This window comes from Wolbachia endosymbiont (group A) of Bibio marci (genome assembly GCF_947251645.1).
Lineage (GTDB): Bacteria > Pseudomonadota > Alphaproteobacteria > Rickettsiales > Anaplasmataceae > Wolbachia.
Genome location: NZ_OX366364.1, coordinates 1008400 through 1027564 on the forward strand (window position 1 = coordinate 1008400; position 19165 = coordinate 1027564).

Below are 19165 nucleotides of genomic sequence, written 5' to 3' on the forward strand. Positions count from 1 at the left end.
TTTATTTAGCTTCAGCTTGTATTAATTCAGCCTTTTTTATTGCTTCATCTACATTCCCCACCATATAAAAAGCAGCCTCTGGTAAGTGATCATATTTACCTTCAACAATCTCTTTAAAACTGGAAACAGTATCAGAAAGTGAAACAAATTTACCAGGCATACCAGTAAATATTTCTGCAACGTGAAAAGGTTGAGAAAGAAATTTCTGAATCTTACGAGCCCTATCAACAATAATTTTATCTTCATCAGATAGCTCATCCATACCAAGTATTGCGATAATATCTTGCAGTGATTTATAAGTTTGCAATATACGTTTCACCTCAGAAGCTACCTTATAATGTTCTTCACCAATGATTTCAGCAGATAAAGACTGAGAAGTTGAATCAAGTGGATCAACAGCAGGGTATATTCCCATTTCAGCTATTTGCCTTGACAACACTGTGGTGGCATCAAGATGAGAGAATGTAGTTGCTGGGGCTGGATCAGTTAAATCGTCCGCAGGAACATATATAGCTTGCACAGAAGTAATAGAGCCAGAAGTTGTTGAAGCTATTCTTTCTTGCATTGCACCCATATCAGTTGCAAGGGTTGGCTGATAACCAACAGCTGACGGTATTCTTCCAAGTAAAGCAGAAATTTCAGAACCAGCTTGTGTAAAACGGAAGATATTATCCACAAAAAACAGAACATCTTGGTTTTCACGGTCACGAAAATACTCTGCCATAGTAAGTGCTGTTAAAGCAACTCTAGCCCTTGCTCCAGGAGGCTCATTCATCTGACCATAAACCAAAACAGCTTGAGATTTTTCATGCTCATTTATATTTATTACATTTGAAGTGATCATCTCGTGATAAAGATCGTTACCTTCACGTGTTCTCTCCCCTACCCCGGCAAACACAGAAAATCCTTTATGAGCTTTTGCTATATTATTAATTAATTCCATTATCAGGACTGTTTTACCAACACCGGCTCCACCAAATAAGCCAATTTTTCCTCCTTTAAGATAAGGTGCAAGAAGATCTATAACTTTTATTCCCGTAACTAAAACTTCTTCCTGTATTCTCTGTTCAGTAAAACTTGGAGGTGCTCTGTGTATAGACTCTAAGTTATATTTTCCCTTCAGTGGACCACACTCATCTATAAGCTCTCCAACAACATTAAAAATCCTTCCTAAAGTTGAACGCCCAATTGGCACAGATATTGGTGCACCTGTATCAAAAAATTCATCCCCCCTTGACATGCCATCTGTGCTATCCATAGCAATACAACGAACTATATTGTCACCTATATGCTGCGAAACTTCTAAAACCAGCTCCTTATCCTTATATTTTAGTTTGCTTTTTAAAGCATTAAATATTTTAGGCAATTCACCTTCAAATTTTATATCAACAACTGCTTGAGTTACCTTAATCGCTCTACCTATATTCATCTCTTTACTTTTATCACCTAACACTATAATTCCATAAAAGAACTTCTAAAGAAAATAAATCTTATATTATTAATAGAAATTTTGCAACATTAAAACGCTTACTAGTTACGCTTCATTACAAACAATGCAAATGCATTTAATAGCCAAGTAATAATAAACAATACTAAGCTAAGCGCATAAGCAGCAAGAGTTTGTACACTATTGAAATCCTGATCTCCGGTAAATAATGTAGCGATCTGCACGGTAATGGTAGTAACTGAATTAAGAGGGTTAAAAGTCAAATTTGCGTTGATTCCCACAGCCATTAGCACAATCATTGTTTCACCTATCACTCTTGAAATTGACAATAAAATTGCACTTAAAATTGTAGGCATTGCATAAGGTATTGTTATATGCCATATAGTTTCCGCTGGAGTTGCGCCAAGTGCCATGAAGCCATAACGCAAGCTTTTTGGAACAGATCTTATGGCATCTTCGAGTAAAGAAATAATAAAAGGAAGAATCATTATCCCAATCGATAAACCGGCAACTAAGGCACTTTCTGAGTGTATACTTAAACCAAAAAAATTTGCTACCTGCTTTATAAAGAAAGACAAAAACACAACCGCGAAATATCCATATACAACCGTAGGAATAGCAGACAAAATTTGCAAAGTTGTATTAACAATATAACGCACTTTCTCACTCGCATATTCACTAATATATATTGCAGAAAATAAACCAAGCGGAACGACAACTAACATTGCTATAATAGTTATAAGTAATGTACCTACTAAAAGCGGCGCTATACCAAAACATCCTACCTTCTCTTCATTGATAGTGACTACATTGTGGCCCCATTTTAAGCAAAACAAGAATTCTGAAATAGCTACTTTATTAAAAAAATTAATGGATTGAATAAAAATAGATAGCATTATAAATAAAGTGATAAAAAATGATATGGCCAAAGCCACAAATAACGAAAGTTTTATTATCTTATTTCTTTTATTTTTAAAGATAAAAGCAAGCATGAAAAAAAGTAACGCTATAGAAATAAAAGTTACAAAACAATTATTATAGAGTACTAACAACCAAGTTAGCATCCATACACAACTAAGATATAGATAAGATTTAACCTTATTTACCTCTTGAAACCTACTAAGACAAAATAAAAGGATTAGTAGGACAGGTATGACTATCACCGAATTCATTTTCCCATGCATCAAATTTTATTCTACAAAAATGTCATACAAGTTCACCATCATTTGACAATAAAGTAAAACAATTTAAAATAAATAATTATATTAATATAAAAACAATGAAGAGAACATTTCAACCAAAAAATTTGATAAGAAAGCGCAGACATGGATTTCGTTCACGTATGGCAACAAGAGCTGGAAGAAAAATCCTTAATAGGCGCCGTTCATTAGGGTGTAACAAATTATGCGCATAGTAAGTATAAAAAAAAAGATTTTTCCTTTGCTTTCAAAAATAAATTAGCACTCAGCAGTCTTTTTTATCGTGGGCTTTATATATCACTGTATGCTATAAAAGAAAGAGAACCTGAAAAGTACATTCATACTATTAGAGTAGGTCTGGCTATCAGTAAAAAAGCCGGAAAAGCAGCAAAAAGAAATAAAATAAAAAGGCAACTACGAATACTTGCTAAAATTAGCATTTTAAATATAAGCAATATAGGGCACTACTACATAATACTAACTCATAGAAACATTATGCAAGCAAGTTATAAAAACTTACAAAAAGATCTAACTATTTGCTTAAAAAAGATAAAATAAAAAAAAATTTCAATTAAGGTATTTACAATTATATTTTTTATGATAACATAAGTAAAATTTTTAAAATAAATTAATGGGTGTGGGTGTTTAATGGTAGAAAGTAGAAAAGAACAAGATAAAAATCTCAATATAAATACAAATAATGTTAAAGAAGATTTTTATGAATATAAAGAATCTAGTTATCGTACACAATGGGAATTAGCATTTGAGCAAAGTCAATATTTAGAGCAGAATAAGAATAAGCCTAGACCGCAATTATTAGATTTAAACATAGAAGCGACTTCTCGTAATAAAAGAATTATTAAAAGACGGTAAAAAGAAATTTTTATAAACTTGGCGGCGACCTACTCTCCCTTTTCAAGTACCATCAGCGCTAAAAAGTTTCACTTCCGAGTTCGGGATGAGATCGGGTGGTTCATTTTTGCTATAGCCACCAAGTCAATAAAAATTTCTAACTTAACAATTTTAACTTAATATTTAACACTGCATACACACATATAGAAAGCAAATAAATCAATCAGGCTATTAGTACTAGTTAGCTTCACATGTTACCATGCTTCCACACCTAGCCTATCAACGTGGTAGTCTTCCACGGCCTTAATTGGGAAATCTTTTTGAAGAGGGTTTCTTGCTTATATGCTTTCAGCAATTATCCCATCTATACATAGCCACCCAGCGATGCTATTGGCATAACAGCTGGTACACCAGAGGTATATCCATCTCGGTCCTCTCGTACTAGAGTCAGACCTTCTCAAATTTCCTTCACCCACGGCAGATAGAAACCGAACTGTCTCACGACGTTCTAAACCCAACTCACGTATCACTTTAATCGGCGAACAGCCGAACCCTTGGGACCTTCTTCAGCCCCAGGATGTGATGAGTCGACATCGAGGTGCCAAACGGTGTCGTCGCTATGAACGCTCGAACACCATCAGCCTGTTATCCCCGGCGTACCTTTTATCCGTTGAGCGATGACCCTTCCATACAGAATCACCGGATCACTATGACCGACTTTCGTCTCTGCTTGGCTTGTCAGCCTCGCAGTCAGGCAAGCTTATGCCATTATACTATCAAGCTGATTTCCGACCAACTCTAGCTTACCTTCGCACGCCTCCGTTACTTTTTAGGAGGCGACCGCCCCAGTCAAACTACCCACCATACAATGTCCTAGTTCCAGATAATGAAACATAGTTAGATATCAAAAGTGTAAAGGGTGGTATCTCAAGGTTGACTCCATTATAGCTAGCGCCATAACTTCAAAGTCTCCCACCTATCCTGCACATCACACTTTTAATAGCAATGTAAAGCTATAGTAAAGGTGCACGGGGTCTCTTCGTCTAACCGCGGGTACCCCGCATCTGCACGGGGAATTCAATTTCGCTGAAGTGATGTTGGAGACAGTGGAGAAATCGTTACGCCATTCGTGCGGGTCGGAACTTACCCGACAAGGAATTTCGCTACCTTAGGACCGTCAGTGTTACGGCCGCCGTTTACTGGGGCTTCAATTCGGAGCTTGCACCCTTCCTATTAACCTTCCAGCACCGGGCAGGCGTCAGACCCTATACTTCCACTTACGTGTTTGCAGAGTCCTGTGTTTTTAGTAAACAGTCGCTACTCCCTATTTTGTGCCACCTACTCATAGTTACCTAAAAGCAGGTTACCCTTCTTCCGAAGTTACAGGTATAATTTGCCGAGTTCCTTCAACATCATTCTTTCAACACCTTAGTATACTCTACTCATCCACCAGTGTCGGTTTGCGGTACGGCCTCATAAATATAAGTGCTATTTCCTGGAGCTTCTTTTAAGCATAGATCAATCCAATAAGATCTATACAAATACGAAACCCGTCACACTTAAGAGGTTTAGGAATATTAACCTAATTGCCATCGACTACTCCTTTACGGACTCGCCTTAGGAACCGACTAACCCTACGCAGATTAACTTAACGTAGGAACCCTTAGATTTTTGGTGAGAGTGTTTTTCACACTCTTTTACGCTACTTATGTCAGCATTCTCACTTCCGATATCTCCAGCAGTTTTCACAAACCACCTTCACAGACTTACGGAACGCTCCGCTACCGCGCCTATTGATCGAAATCAATAAGCACTCACATCTTCGGTATACAGCTTTAGCCCCGGTACATTTTCGGCGCAGAAAAACTTATTTAGACAAGTGAGCTGTTACGCTTTCTTTAAAGGATGGCTGCTTCCAAGCCAACCTCCTAGCTGTAATGGTTTTTCTACTTCCTTCCCCACTTAGCTGTAATTTTGGGACCTTAGATAGTGATCTGGGTTGTTTCCCTTTCCACCACGGACTTAGCACCCGTAGTGTGCCTGCTGTATAATTAATTGTTGGTATTCGGAGTTTAGTTAGATTTGGTAAGACGGTGAATCCCCCTAATCTATCCAGTGCTCTACCCCCAACAACATACATACAACGCTCTACCTAAATAGATTTCGCGGAGAACCAGCTATTTCCAAGTTTGATTGGCCTTTCACCCCTAATCACAACTCATCCAATAATGTTGCAACATTAACTGGTTCGATCCTCCAGTGTGTTTTACCACACCTTCAATCTGGTCATGACTAGATCACTTGGTTTCGGGTCTAATCCATAAAACTAAAACGCCCTATTCAGACTTGCTTTCGCTACGCCTACACCTAACGGCTTAAGCTTGCTTCATAGATTAACTCGCTGACCCATTATGCAAAAGGTACGCTGTCACTCTAAATATCAATAAATTGATATAGAGCTCCAACTGTTTGTAAGCACTTGATTTCAGATTCTATTTCACTCCCCTCCCGGGGTTCTTTTCACCTTTCCCTCACGGTACTTGTTCACTATCGGTCGTTAAGGAGTATTTAGGCTTGGAGGATGGTCCCCCCATATTCAAACAGGATTTCACGTGCCCCGCTCTACTCAAGGATTTAAAAACTTTCTACTTATACAGGACTATCACCTTCTATGGTTACTATTTCCAGAGTATTCTAATTCTTATTCTTAAATCACTAGCCTTTTCCGCTTTCGCTCGTCACTACTAACAGAATCTCGGTTGATTTCTTTTCCTTTGGCTACTTAGATATTTCAGTTCACCAAGTTTGCTTTACATACTTAGTATGTAATAACTAGCTTAGCTAGTTGGGTTTCCCCATTCGGAAATCTGCGGATCAAAATTTGTTGACAATTCCCCACAGCTTATCGCAGCCTGCCACGTCCTTCATCGCCTCTTAACGCCAAGGCATCCATCAAGTGCTCTTAATAATTTATTTATCCGACTATATGTAGAATATGCAGAGTTAAATATTATTAAAATTGAATTGAGATTAAATTAATCTCTACCATAAAACTTGTCAAACATCTAAAAACTAAATTAATCTTTTATATATTATAACCTAACAAATAATATGTCAACGCCTTTTTGCACAAAACATTTACTTATATTATCAACAACAATATACTAGCAATCCTAAACAGTACAATCTGAGAAATGTGCGGTAAACTTATATATACAGTAAAAATTAATGAAAAAGATATTTTGTAAGATAAAATGTGTTAAAATCAATTGCCTAAAAATGATAATGAACATTCGGAGTATTTCTAATGTATGAAAAGTAATCTCTCTTTTATAAAAAACGTTGCTTTAAATTGTATGTCTAAGCTCATTGGCGTATTAAATATTAAGAAAGTAAAACACTTCATTGTGAACAAATATAATACTCTTCATAAAGAAATGACAGTGCTTCTTGAAAAATCTAAAAACCTGTTAAATACCAACATTGAAATCGGTTTATATCACTTTTATAAAGGCAGCATATCAGATGCAAAGTTACGATTTTGGTTAATTAGCATATTTTACCCCCATCTACCTATAGTCTGGTATAACATCGGAAGGTGTCATTTTGCGGTAGGAAATACTAACAAAGCTTATAATTATTTAACAAAGGCACTAAAATTAGATAGTGACCACGAGGAGGCGTCTTACTATATAAAAAAAATGACAAACTCAGCGCCTATTACAGAATTGCCAAAAAACCTCATAAGACAATATTTTGATTATACAGGTGAATATTTTGTTGAGCATTGGTTGATTGCTAAACAGTATAAAGGGCATGAACTTGTACACATGATAATTACAAAAATCTTCAACAACTCCACTTCTGAGCTCAATATACTTGACCTTGGTTGTGGAACTGGAATATGTGGTCATTTCTTGAAAATAAATAGTATTGGAAACCACATAACAGGAATTGACATTTCAAGTAGAATGCTAAATATTGCAAGAGGATGCTTTATAAAAGGTAAGCCTGTTTACAATGAATTAATACATATGGAAATGAAAGAGTTTCTTAAACAAGAGAAAAACCAGCAGTATGATGTAATTATCTTTGCTGAAGTGCTACATTATCTACATGACTTTCAAGAAGAGTTGGAATTAGCAAAAAGATCTACGAGCAAAAAAGGAGTTATTGTATGTTTAATAAGAAGAAAGGAAGGTGAAGGTATTGATTTTGTAAACAAAGGAGACTATTTTCGTCATTCAGAAAGTTATGTTCAACATGTTGCAAAAGAAATAAATATGCAAATAAGTTATATGAGTTACTGTAAAATATATGGCAGTCAGGTTGACGGTATCTTGTTTGCATTACAGCATCAACAAGAAAATCCGAAAAACCTAACTTAAAAATCGCTCAAAGTGGCTTTTAAGTATCTATATATAATAAAAGAATAAAAGGAATTTTATGAATAACATTACTATTAATTACGCAAAGGATAGCAAATTAACCGATTTTGGAAAAGCAGTTCTATCAGACAGGTATTTAATAGAAAATGAAAGTTATCAAGACCTCTTCATACGTATTGCCAATTACTACTCTGATAATAAAGAACATGCGCAGCGTCTTTATGACTACATGAGCAACTTGTGGTTCATGCCTTCAACACCAATACTCAGCAATGGTGGCACTAAGAGAGGGTTACCTATCTCTTGCTTTCTTAATGAAACCGAAGACAGCTTGCAGGGAATAGTTGACTTATGGAATGAAAATGTTTGGCTTGCTGCACGTGGAGGAGGCATAGGTAGTTATTGGGGAAATTTACGTTCAATTGGTGAGAGTGTAAAAGGCAGTGGTAAAACATCAGGAATTGTTCCATTTATTGTAGTGCAAAATGCTCTAACGCTTGCAATTAGTCAGGGATCCTTAAGGCGAGGAAGTTCAGCAGTTTATCTTCCTGTATTCCATCCGGAGATAGAAGAGTTTCTGGATTTACGTAAGCCAACAGGCGGTGACCCAAATCGCAAAGCGTTAAATATACATCATGCTGTAATAGTAACAGATAAATTTATGCAGGCTGTTGAGAATGATCAAGAATGGAATTTAATAAGCCCTCACAACAATAAGGTTATTTCAACTGTAAAAGCGCGGGATATATGGATCAAAATACTAACAGCAAGAGTTGAAACTGGAGAACCTTACATTATTTTCCTTGATGCAACAAATAACAATAAGCCAGAATCTTACAAAAAGCTCAACTTAGACATCAAGATGTCAAATCTATGCAGTGAAATAACTTTAACCACAGGTTATGATCACCTGAATAAGTTACGCACTGCTGTGTGTTGTCTATCATCCGTAAATCTTGAGTACTACGAAGAATGGAAAGACAATAAACTCTTCATAGAAGATATAATGCGTTTCCTTGATAATGTATTGGAAGATTTTATAAATAAAGCACCGAATGAAATGCAGCGAGCAAAATATTCTGCAGCCAGAGAACGCAGTATTGGTCTTGGTGTGATGGGTTTTCATTCATTTTTACAAAGCAAAATGGTTCCTTTTGAATCAGTAACAGCACAACAATGGAATAAAAAAATATTTAAGTATTTACGCGAGCAAGCAGATATAGTTTCTAAAAAATTGGCAGAAGAAAAGGGGGCATGTCCTGATGCCAAAGAAGTTGATCTAATGGAAAGGTTTACACACAAGCTCGCTATTGCTCCTACTGCCTCGATCTCCATTATTGCAGGCAATACCTCTCCTGGAATAGAACCATATGCAGCAAACGTATTCATACAAAAGACACTTACAGGCTCATTTGTAGTGCGAAATAAATTCTTGCAAAAACTATTAGCAGAAAAAAATCAAGACAATGATAAAGTATGGTCTTCAATTTCAACAAATGAGGGTTCCGTTCAGCATTTAGATTTTCTTAGTGAGCATGAAAAATTGACATTTAAAACAGCGTACGAGCTTGAACAAAGATGGATTATAGAACATGCAAGTGATAGAACTTCGTATATTTGCCAGTCTCAATCAGTAAATCTGTTCTTACCTGCCAACGTACATAAACGTTACTTGCACAAAATACACATGCTTGCTTGGAAAAAAGGATTGAAGAGCTTATATTACTGCAGATCACAATCAATGCAGAGAGCCGATAAGGTCTCGCATGACATATTCAAAAAAAGTGAAATATTGCAACAAAAAACAGATATTGACTACGATGAATGTTTGTCATGCCAATAGTGACCTTATTCAGAAAAAGTAGAGAGAAAGTTAAGACGTTTTTGGAGTAAAATAAAACGTTTTTTCAAAATATGGCAAATAGAAGAGAATAGAAACAAAAACTTGCTTGACACCCTCCGCCAGCCCCCTTATCATGAAACTGAAGGTATTCAGTTATCTTCATCTGTGCAGATTAAACAGCAAGAAAACAACGTAGTTGGCGTCTTATTTTTAATTTTTTGCACTATGTGCACCTTATGTCTTCACAATATTTCTAGGTTTTTACCTATATAAGCTGAAACGCGCTTATAAGTCGTTTAAGACAGTATAGTACGCCAATTTGCAGGATTAGAGAGTGACAACTAGCTAACACGGGATTTTTTTGCCTTTTTTTCTGCTTAGTAAATTTCTTAAACATTTAAACTAAGGTGAGTTGCATTTAAAAGCAGCTAAATTGCAGTGTTTAAGACTTTAAAAAACGCCAATACTGAAAATAGACAATGACTAGGGCTTCTTTTGCCTTTTTTTTCATTTGGTAAATTTCTTAATATTTATAGCTAAAAGAGCCCAAGAGAGGTGTCATTTCAGTGCCCCTGTGATGTCATTCCAGTGCTTGACACTGGAATCCAGTTTTCCATATAATCTCATCGAAAACGTTGTAACCACTTTCTATGCTAGTTTTCTTGTTTACAAGCAAACTTTCCTGGATCCCAGTGGGCTTTGTTGCATCGCACCTTATACTGGTAGTAATTTACGATAAATATCATGTAGCCATTTCAAATTTAGCCATACCAATTTCAGTAAATTGATTAAGCAAATAGCACTTAATCAGCAATTCTTTTTCGCGATTTACTTCGGATTTATTCCTAAAGCTGAATCCAAATATTTGCTTTAATCTTGAGAAAAACCCTTCAATATAAGATCTTTTCCCGTAATTTACTTCTTTTTTCCATTCTTTCACGCCATCTTCACCGTATAATTTTATTAACCTAATAGCAGCATTTCTGTCAGACATATAATCTATTTCTGGATGTTCTGCCGCATTGTTTATTGGTGGAATTTTTGCCTTTATATCATATTCGTGACACAATTTGTAAAACTTGTGCCTATCATATGCCCTATCTGCATATAGTGCTTTTATGACATGCTGAAAATTAACTTCTTTAAGCAAATCGCAAGCTCCATAGTGATCAGAGTAGACACCGTTACTGTATTTTACAGCTATGGCTTTTTTGCTGTTTATATTCAACATTACATGCAATTTTCTTGTCTGTTCATAGCCACGATATTTTCTGTCAGCGCTATTTTCCTTGCTGTGACCAGGGGTATTGTTGTAAATGCTGATACCTGTACTATCTATAGCAATTTCGATGTCTTCCATATTATTTTTATCAATTCTGCAATCATTGATCTTAATATTAAGTTTCTTAAACCTTCTTGATGCTTGTGAATAGCTGATAACTGCTAAATCTCTTCCTATTTGTTGCATATATCCTTTTATAAACCCCACCGTTTGTCTTAAACCAATTCTAAAAAGATTGACAATTATATGCACCAAAATCACAACTTTATCACTGTAAATATAGTTGCCGCCTTGCATTTTTGGACTATTTTCATACCAATTTTCTATGGCTTCATTGATATAATGAAAAATATTTCCTCTTTCCTGGAGAAATTTGTTATATTCATTTTGGTTACTGACTTTCATTTTCTGTGGCATATTTTTTCTTCAACAGTTAAATGGTTATTTATAATGAATTTTGTCAGTAGCCACCAGATTTTTTCGGTTGCTATGCAACAAAGCCATCCCAGTGTCTGGGCACTGGGATGACAAAAAAAGGAGCACTGAGATGACACCTCTGGGCACTGGGATGACACCATTATAGAGTGAACCAGTGTCAGCTACTTACATGACACCATTTACAACCACTCCCCTACCCTTTCTAGCTGTTTATAGCTGTTAAATCTCAGGAATTTATCAAAATATGGAGAGGCAATAAAGGGAATAGTATCTCTTAAATAATTAGATAAAAAATCTGGCAGATCATTCTGAAATTCTTGCATTTTTTGTCTATAATCTCGTAAAGAAATAACTTTTATTTTATCATAATCAAGTTTCCAATAAGCAAGTTCTGAGACTTCCCTTCCGGTCACATACTCTACCGCTAAAGCTTGCAAAATTAATTGCGGAAAAAACCCCGACATAACTTCTTCATTGGAAGGTGGTGAACCAAGTTTATAGTCTATAATTGCTACTTGCCCACTTGGTAGATACTCAACTCTATCACATCTTGCTGTCAGTGAAACTTCTTGTGGCCTATTTGTCATCCCAGCAGTTTCATACTGATCACAAGAACCAGCGTCACGCGCTGGAATATGAAATATCGGACAGGTAAAACTCTTTTCCAACTCAACATAATTGCTTCGAGTCTCATCAAATTCGACAAAAATCCTTTGCAGTCTTACCCACCACATATTTGAAAAATTAAACTGACTAGTCGAGAATGCTTCTCGTGCAATGCTCATCAGCGATTTTTTGTTGCGTAAATATCTTGCAAGAATGTTGTGTACCATAGTGCCAAATTCCAATATCGATGGCTTAAAATTCAAGTCTCTTAATTGTTTAAGGCCCAGTATATATTCAACGTAAAATGAATAAGGATTACGAATTAGCTTTTCTATTGCACTGCAAGACATCACCTGCATTTTTTCTTTTCTAACTTCGGTTTGAGGTTTTGGCATAGGTTGAGTACATGGAACAGTACATTCAGGCGTATTTAATACCCTCAGCCAATCACGATACGGCTGTTTCCCCTCCTTGAGCAGAATTTCCAAACGCTGCAATAGAATTGGTTTTCTATGGCTTAGCGATCTTGTAATATAAACCTTACTTGCGCAAAACAAATTGTGTAAAGTATAAAAAAAATACCCCTGCTCTTCTTGCGCAGAAGGAAGATTAAATTTTTCTCTCGTAAGTGCATTCAAAAGCGGACTTTGAAAGCTTGGCGCTTCATTAAATCCAGCAAGTATTACAACTTTGTTGTGATATAAGCTGAATTTATTCAAGTCACTTGCTACAGAGAAAAACTCTTTCTCTAAAAATAAAGTCAGAATTTGGCTATATAACTCTAAGGAGCACTTAATTTCTATACCCTCACATGCATTTGAGAAATTACAGGTAAAATTACCTATTTCACTATTTAGCTCTGAAAAATTTATACCAGATAGCATATTAATACACTGCAAATGAGTTGCCACCACATCAGAAATAGGGCAATTTATAGAATTAAATAAAAGATTAAATATAACCTCTAACCTATTGATAATAAGCAATATATTCTCTTTATATTTTAGCTTTTTATGGGCATTGATAGCATTTATAATATCGCTCAGGCCATTTGTACTAAAGTTGCGTAATATCTCTATTTCAAATTCAGATAAAATCCGAGAGTACTCTTCTTGAGTGTAACCAAAAGTCACTAGCCTATGTTTAAGGAGCGAAAGTAATGACACACTGCTCCAATTTGAGGTCAAAACTTCGATACTATAAAGCAGAAGCATTATATAAGGATAATTTTCCGGTATGGCACTGTGTTGCCTTGATAAACATGCTATACGAGCTGCAAGTAATTTATCAAAGACAACCAAAGAAACGTTTTCATAACCTTCATTCTCTATAATTAATGATGTCACTTGTGCTTCTTCCTCTCTGGAATCACAAGTGATGACTTCAATATTGCCAATATGTCCATTACTAACTTTGCTTAGATCGGCAGTTGTATCAAAGACGTAATCTAGATATTCCTCAGGACTTCCTGTTATCCCAGCCCTTTCTTCTGTCATCCCAGTGCTTGACACTGGGATCCAGTTTTCATTATACAGCCACCTGGTGCGCTCATTTAAAGTTAAGTTTTCTGGATCCCAGTGTCGGAGCACTGGGATGACACCAGAACACGCTTCTGGCAGAAAACTCACATCCCTTCTATCTACATTTAAATAATCCAACAAATCTTTCAAACAATATTGATAGTGTTTTTTATCAAGCAATTTCCAGTCTTTCTCTTTAATTTTCAAATTCAGGTTAGGCAAAATTATTTTTCCAAACGGCAGGTCATATATAGCCTTAATTAACGACTTATCCTTTCCAATTCCAACAAAGATTATATGTTGGTCTTTTTGTAAAGAGATTATCATATTGTTTATGTAATCACTCTTATGTTCTAATATATCTACTACTCCTAAATCTTTTAAAATTTTATTCCAACTCTCAATGAGTAAGCTTATGAAATTCTCTATTTTTTTTGAATGTTCATCGAATTGATAACAATCCGTTGTTTGGGTAGATTGAATTTTATCAAGCAATGATGGCAGGCTATAAGCTAAATCAATGGGGAAATTATCATTATTTTTTCTATTCCACTCCAATATGAATTGAATGAGTAGCAGCGTCCTCTTTGTTGGATTGATAACTTTAACTCTATCAAGATTTAATATTAAATCCTCCTCATCGATGTTCTCTAGCGAAACTATCTCTGGCAAAATTATGCATTTTTTAGCGTTGTAATTCTTGAACGCACTCAGCAACGCTATCACATCCCTCTTGCAAGGAAGTATAATTTTTACTTCAGGAATTTTTTCTCTTTCATATTCAGAAAATATGTGCTGAACCAGCACATCAAAAAGAGATTCATCCACATTAACGGTAAAAACTCTTCCCACTAACAGTAACAATTAATACAATATTTTATTGTATAGAAATTATTCAAAATATAAACGTGCTTGTATGCTATTATATATTAAAATTTTTTATAACATTACATGGCAAACATTAGAATAGAAGTTTTAAATAAATGCGAGCAAATTGGCCGCAGATGGTTAGTCAACGTTTACTCGATTTACATACGCAAAGGATTACCATCCAAATTATATGAAGAAATTTGCGGGCTATTTTATAATAAAGTCATACAAGATTGCCGTTATTATTCCTACAACGAAAACCTTGAAGAAGTTCAATATGATTTCATAGAACCACAAGCTGAGTGGGGCTTGGAAATAAGCTTTTTACCTGGCATGACCGATAATGTAGGCAACACAGTGAAACAAATTGTTAGAGAATATTTAATAAACAAGAACTACATTGATGAAAATGTTTATATCAAAGCAAGAAGTTCAAAATTGATTCTAAGTCAAGGGAATTTGCCAACTGAAGATGACATAAAACAAGAATTCAACCCTATCACTGAGTATTGCATTCTTGTTTATAAAGAAAACAGCAATTGCCGTTGGAAGTATTATGGTAAATCGAATGCCTCACCTGGTGTCATCCAGTACTTGGATCCAGGAAACTTCAAGCAATTGTATAATGAAAACTGGATTCCAGTGTCAAGCACTGGAATGACAAAAGAAGGGGCTGGGATGACAAAAGAGAGTACTGGGATGACATCAAGTAGTAATGGGGCTAAGTCTGTTGACCTCAATGTAAGTGACCAAGAGCTTGAAAAAATTAGTAGAGATGGAATCGATGGCAATGGCACTTTAGGTCTCTCCCTTACAGCAATGAAAGCTATAAAGGATTACTTTAAAAAACTTGGTAGAAATCCATATGATATTGAACTTGAGTCCCTAGCACAAACTTGGTCTGAACATTGTAAGCACAACATTTTCTCCTCTCCCATTGATGAAATAAAAGATGGCCTGTACGCACACTATATAAAGCGTGCAACACGTGAGATAAATTCTGACATATGTGTGTCAGTTTTCTCCGACAACGCCGGAGGAATAATCTTCGATGACGATTACTTAATCGTAGATAAAGTTGAAACTCACAATAGCCCTTCAGCTCTCGATCCTTTTGGTGGAGCAATGACCGGAGTGCTTGGAGTTAATCGTGATATAGTGGGTTTCGGGAAAGGCGCGGAACCTATAATGAATACCTATTACTTTTGCTTTGCCAAAGAAGCAAAAGGCAAATTTTATAGGGATAAAGAGCGCACTGATGAGATCTTACCGCCGAAATATATAATGAAAGAAGTGATTCATGGCGTTAATGTTGCTGGTAATTGCTCTGGTATTCCAACACAACTTGGGTCGGTATATTTTGACGATAGATTTTGTGGGAAGCCGCTGGTCTTTGTTGGAAGCGTCGGAATTATTCCGCGCAGTATAAATAATGCACCTTCACACATAAAAGGACCTAAAAACGGCGATAAGATTGTAATTATTGGTGGAAGAGTTGGAAGGGACGGAATTCACGGTGCAACGTTTTCTTCAGAGGCATTGTCGGGAAACAGCCCTTCAACAATTGTGCAAATTGGTGACCCTATAACACAAAAAAAATTATCCAATGCCGCCTTGGAAGCAAGAGATCTTGATCTTTATAATGCAATAACGGATAATGGAGCAGGCGGTCTATCATCGTCTATTGGTGAAATGGGAAAAGACGGATTTGAAGTTGATTTGAGCAAGGTTCTCCTTAAAAACGATGGTATGGCTCCGTGGGAAATATGGATATCAGAATCACAAGAGAGAATGACCTTAGCAGTGCCAGAAGAAAATCTTCCTGTGTTTAAGCAAATCATGAAAAAACATGATGTGGAGGTTTGTGTGATTGGAGAGTTCAGTGATAGCAAGAGGGCTAAGGTTCAACTCTCTTCTGCTCCACCAATAATGGACATCGAAACTGAATTTCTGCATGATGGTAATCCCAAAGTGCATTTACAGACAAAGCCGTGGTCTAAGGGGCTTCTAGCGCCATGCACTGGAATGACAACAAATCCAGCATCTTTAGAAGTCGAGCTAAAAGAAATGCTGAGCAGACCAAACATATGCAGCAAAGAGTTTATAGTGGTGCAATATGACCATGAAATTCAAGGATCGTCAGTGCTAAAACCATTGCAGGGCAAGGGAAGAGTGTGCAGTGAAGCTATTGTTTCAAGGCCAATCTTTTCTTCAAACAAAGGTGTTGTGAAATCACAGGGGTTTGGCTCGAGTTATGGAGAAATTGACACCTACCACATGGCAGCATGTGCAATTGACACCGCGATACGCAACTATGTAGCCGCAGGAGGAAATATAAATCATCTAGCGTTGCTCGACAATTTTTGCTGGTGTGATGCTTATAATCCAGAAAGGCTGTGGCAACTAAAGAGAGCTGCAGAGGCTTGTTACGACTTTGCAACTGCATTTAAAACACCATTCATATCCGGAAAAGATAGTATGTTTAACGACTTTAAGGGATATGACGAAAATGGCGAGAAAGTGATGATATCTGCACCACCTTCATTACTCATCTCAGCAATTGGAGTTATAGAGAATATTGAAAGTGCGGTATCGCTTGATGTGAAAATGCCGGGGGACTTGATATATGTGCTTGGTACAACCCACGATGAGCTTGGTAGATCTGAATATCAGTTATATAGTGGAATAGGTAATAACAACGTACCAAAAGTTGATGCACAAAGTGCTAGAAAGTTGTATGAATGTTACAACCAGGCAATAAAAGATGGCATAATTGCCTCTGCAATTGCACCAAACTTGGGCGGATTAATTATTGCTCTGGCAAAATCGCTAATTGCAGGAGACCTTGGTGCTGAAATCGATCTTTCACTAGTGCCAATAGGAAAAATACAAAATACAGGTATAATAAACAAGATAACAATGTTTTCTGAATCGCAAAGTAGAATTTTGGTTACTATTGCACCACAAAATCGGAAGAGGTTTGAAGCATTGTTTGAAGGTGCGGTTTATTCATGTATTGGCAAAGTAACAGAGAAAAAGGTGCTAAACATAAAGGATGTTTTAAAAGTAAATCTGAAAGATTTGGGAAATAGTTATTATATAGCTAAAGTGACTTAGGTTTACAGACGATTTGATAAACGACAAATTCGTCATCCCGCTGCTTGTTAGCGGGATCTAGAGATACCGCGGCGGTATGACGTAGGAAAACCTTTCTTGGGTTAGCTATAGCATGTCAGTTTAAAATATTTTTTTTGATTATGCTAAATAACTCTTTCACTATGTGCAATATTTACTTAAAATAAATGTATGTTATTAAATTTGGGTAGGTAATTATGTCTATTTTATCGATACTCCTGTTTATCAGTCTTTCTTTACTCAACACTTCAAATAAATTGATGATATGTGCTGCCTTATTTGTGGGAGCTGCTTTAGTTGTAAATTCAATGGTTGAATTTTATGGCAAAAGCAAAGCTACGTACAGCTTAATAGTGTGTACAGCGCTATGTTGTGTTTTTAAATGGCAAAGTTTTAATTTGATGATATTGATTTCATATACTGCAATTTTAGTCTCTCTTCTCTCAAGCATAATTATTTTTGAAAAATTGAAGTCCAAGTTGAATTTTCATATGGCAAATTTCATTACTTTAATTATAGCATCAGTTGTTGATAGTGCCGTTGTATGTGTTGGATTACTATACAAATTTTCTGCAGGTAAATGCTTATCAATATATATTAGAGATTTAATTTTTAAGTTTTCTTATGTGTCAGTATTGAGCATCTGCTTGTTTGTAGGAATGTATTTATTTTGCTTGGCGAACAAGAAGTATTTTAAGATTTCCACATAACCTGTTTTCTGATATAGCTAAACTGACTTTGGGTCCTGGGTTGGTGGTCCTAATACGTAACAACAGTTTAGAATTTATAGGTAGCCTAAACCCACAACTGTACAAAGATTGCAATTTGAGTCCACCAGTAAGATGTCACCCCAGTGCTTGACACACAGCTGTACGAACATTGCAATTTGCAGGTAATTTGCGTAGTAAGTGGTGTCATGAAAGTAGCTGACACTGGAATGGCTTTGTTGCATAGCAACGTAAGTTTTTTCCAGAGTAAATAATTTTATGCGACTATTTCAAATTTAGGCATACCAATTGCAGTAAATTTGTTCATTAAGTAGCATTTAATAAGTAGTTCCTTCTCTCTATTTGTCTCAGATTTATTCTTAAAACTAAACCCAAATATTCGCTTCAACCTTGAGAAAAATCCTTCAATATACGATCTTTTTCCGTAATTTACTTCTTCTTTCCATCTTTTTATACCATTCTCACCATGTAATTTCATTAACTGAATAGCGGCATTTCTATCAAGCATATAATCCAATTTTGGATGCTCTGATGCGTTGTTTTTCAGAGGAATTTTCGTTTTTATGCCATATTGATTACACAGCTTATAGAGCTTTTTTCTATCATATGCCCTATCTGCATATAGTGCTTTTATAGCATATTTAACATCAAATTTCCCCAATGCTCCATAGTGATCAGAGTAAACGCCATTACTGTATTTTGTAGCTATGACTTGTTTGCTCAACATTATGTGCAATTTTCTTACTTGTTTATAGCCGCGATACTCTCTATCTTTGCTATTTTCTTTGCTGGTATCTGTTCAGGCAATGGCGTCAACTTAAGAGCCTTCATTAGCAAACCCTCCTATGGATTTTCTG

12 protein-coding genes, 2 rRNA genes and 2 pseudogenes are annotated in these 19165 nt (G+C 36.0%); 8 read left to right on the top strand and 8 right to left on the bottom strand.

What is annotated here, in order from left to right:
- Position 1: 1 nt before the first annotated feature.
- Together atpD and pstC are read right to left on the bottom strand one after the other, a co-directional pair.
- Positions 2-1429, bottom strand: coding sequence for a F0F1 ATP synthase subunit beta (atpD, locus tag OPR48_RS05325; RefSeq protein ID WP_265026639.1), 1428 nt, complete (start codon positions 1427-1429; stop codon positions 2-4).
- Between the two features lie 101 nt (positions 1430-1530).
- A complete protein-coding gene (gene pstC / locus OPR48_RS05330; RefSeq protein ID WP_265026640.1) occupies positions 1531-2619 on the bottom strand; it encodes a phosphate ABC transporter permease subunit PstC in 1089 nt (362 codons plus the stop codon).
- Positions 2620-2726: 107 nt separating this feature from the next.
- Here pstC and rpmH point away from each other — a divergent pair, with 107 nt between their 5' ends.
- The 3 genes and pseudogenes from rpmH (at position 2727) to OPR48_RS05345 (ending at position 3519) form a co-directional block, all read left to right on the top strand.
- A complete protein-coding gene (gene rpmH / locus OPR48_RS05335) occupies positions 2727-2861 on the top strand; it encodes a 50S ribosomal protein L34 (protein ID WP_006279898.1) in 135 nt (44 codons plus the stop codon).
- Positions 2862-2928: 67 nt separating this feature from the next.
- Positions 2929-3204 (top strand): annotated as a pseudogene (rnpA, locus tag OPR48_RS05340) (ribonuclease P protein component); the annotation flags it as partial.
- A 90-nt stretch (positions 3205-3294) separates the two neighbouring features.
- Positions 3295-3519, top strand: a complete 225-nt coding sequence (locus tag OPR48_RS05345; protein WP_064125319.1) for a hypothetical protein — start codon at positions 3295-3297, stop codon at positions 3517-3519.
- Between the two features lie 16 nt (positions 3520-3535).
- On the opposite strand, the gene rrf is transcribed toward OPR48_RS05345, so the two are convergent.
- Together rrf and OPR48_RS05355 are read right to left on the bottom strand one after the other, a co-directional pair.
- Positions 3536-3642 (bottom strand): 5S ribosomal RNA (rrf, locus tag OPR48_RS05350).
- A gap of 66 nt (positions 3643-3708) precedes the next feature.
- A 23S ribosomal RNA gene (locus OPR48_RS05355) occupies positions 3709-6474 on the bottom strand.
- Positions 6475-6809: 335 nt separating this feature from the next.
- Between OPR48_RS05355 and OPR48_RS05360 the strand changes: the two genes are divergently transcribed.
- The 3 genes from OPR48_RS05360 (at position 6810) to OPR48_RS07415 (ending at position 10468) form a co-directional block, all read left to right on the top strand.
- Positions 6810-7886 (top strand): methyltransferase domain-containing protein, encoded by a 1077-nt coding sequence (locus OPR48_RS05360; protein ID WP_265025731.1) that lies wholly within the window; start codon positions 6810-6812, stop codon positions 7884-7886.
- A gap of 58 nt (positions 7887-7944) precedes the next feature.
- Positions 7945-9729 (top strand): ribonucleoside-diphosphate reductase subunit alpha, encoded by a 1785-nt coding sequence (locus OPR48_RS05365; RefSeq protein WP_265025732.1) that lies wholly within the window; start codon positions 7945-7947, stop codon positions 9727-9729.
- A 511-nt stretch (positions 9730-10240) separates the two neighbouring features.
- On the top strand, positions 10241-10468 hold the full coding sequence (locus OPR48_RS07415) for a hypothetical protein (protein WP_265025733.1): 228 nt from the start codon (positions 10241-10243) through the stop codon (positions 10466-10468).
- 3 nt (positions 10469-10471) lie between these two features.
- Here the strand turns inward: OPR48_RS07415 and OPR48_RS05375 are convergent, their stop codons facing one another.
- Genes OPR48_RS05375 through OPR48_RS05385 form a run of 3 tightly spaced genes read right to left on the bottom strand, consistent with a single transcriptional unit; the run spans position 10472 to position 14427 of the window.
- Positions 10472-11428 carry an IS5 family transposase gene (locus OPR48_RS05375; protein ID WP_265025454.1) on the bottom strand — a complete coding sequence of 319 codons (957 nt, stop codon included), beginning with the start codon at positions 11426-11428 and terminating at the stop codon, positions 10472-10474.
- Positions 11413-11589 (bottom strand): hypothetical protein, encoded by a 177-nt coding sequence (locus tag OPR48_RS05380; RefSeq protein WP_265025734.1) that lies wholly within the window; start codon positions 11587-11589, stop codon positions 11413-11415. The genes OPR48_RS05375 and OPR48_RS05380 overlap by 16 nt, the downstream gene beginning before the upstream one ends.
- 39 nt (positions 11590-11628) lie before the next feature.
- Positions 11629-14427, bottom strand: coding sequence for a WPE palindromic element domain-containing protein (locus OPR48_RS05385; protein WP_265025735.1), 2799 nt, complete (start codon positions 14425-14427; stop codon positions 11629-11631).
- 99 nt (positions 14428-14526) lie between these two features.
- Between OPR48_RS05385 and OPR48_RS05390 the strand changes: the two genes are divergently transcribed.
- Together OPR48_RS05390 and OPR48_RS05395 are read left to right on the top strand one after the other, a co-directional pair.
- Complete coding sequence (locus OPR48_RS05390) at positions 14527-17562, top strand: AIR synthase-related protein (protein ID WP_265025737.1); 3036 nt, start codon at positions 14527-14529, stop codon at positions 17560-17562.
- A gap of 215 nt (positions 17563-17777) precedes the next feature.
- Positions 17778-18290, top strand: coding sequence for a hypothetical protein (locus OPR48_RS05395; protein WP_265025738.1), 513 nt, complete (start codon positions 17778-17780; stop codon positions 18288-18290).
- A 274-nt stretch (positions 18291-18564) separates the two neighbouring features.
- On the opposite strand, the pseudogene OPR48_RS05400 reads toward OPR48_RS05395, so the two are convergent.
- Positions 18565-19098: pseudogene (locus tag OPR48_RS05400) on the bottom strand (transposase); the annotation flags it as partial.
- Positions 19099-19165 lie beyond the last annotated feature (67 nt).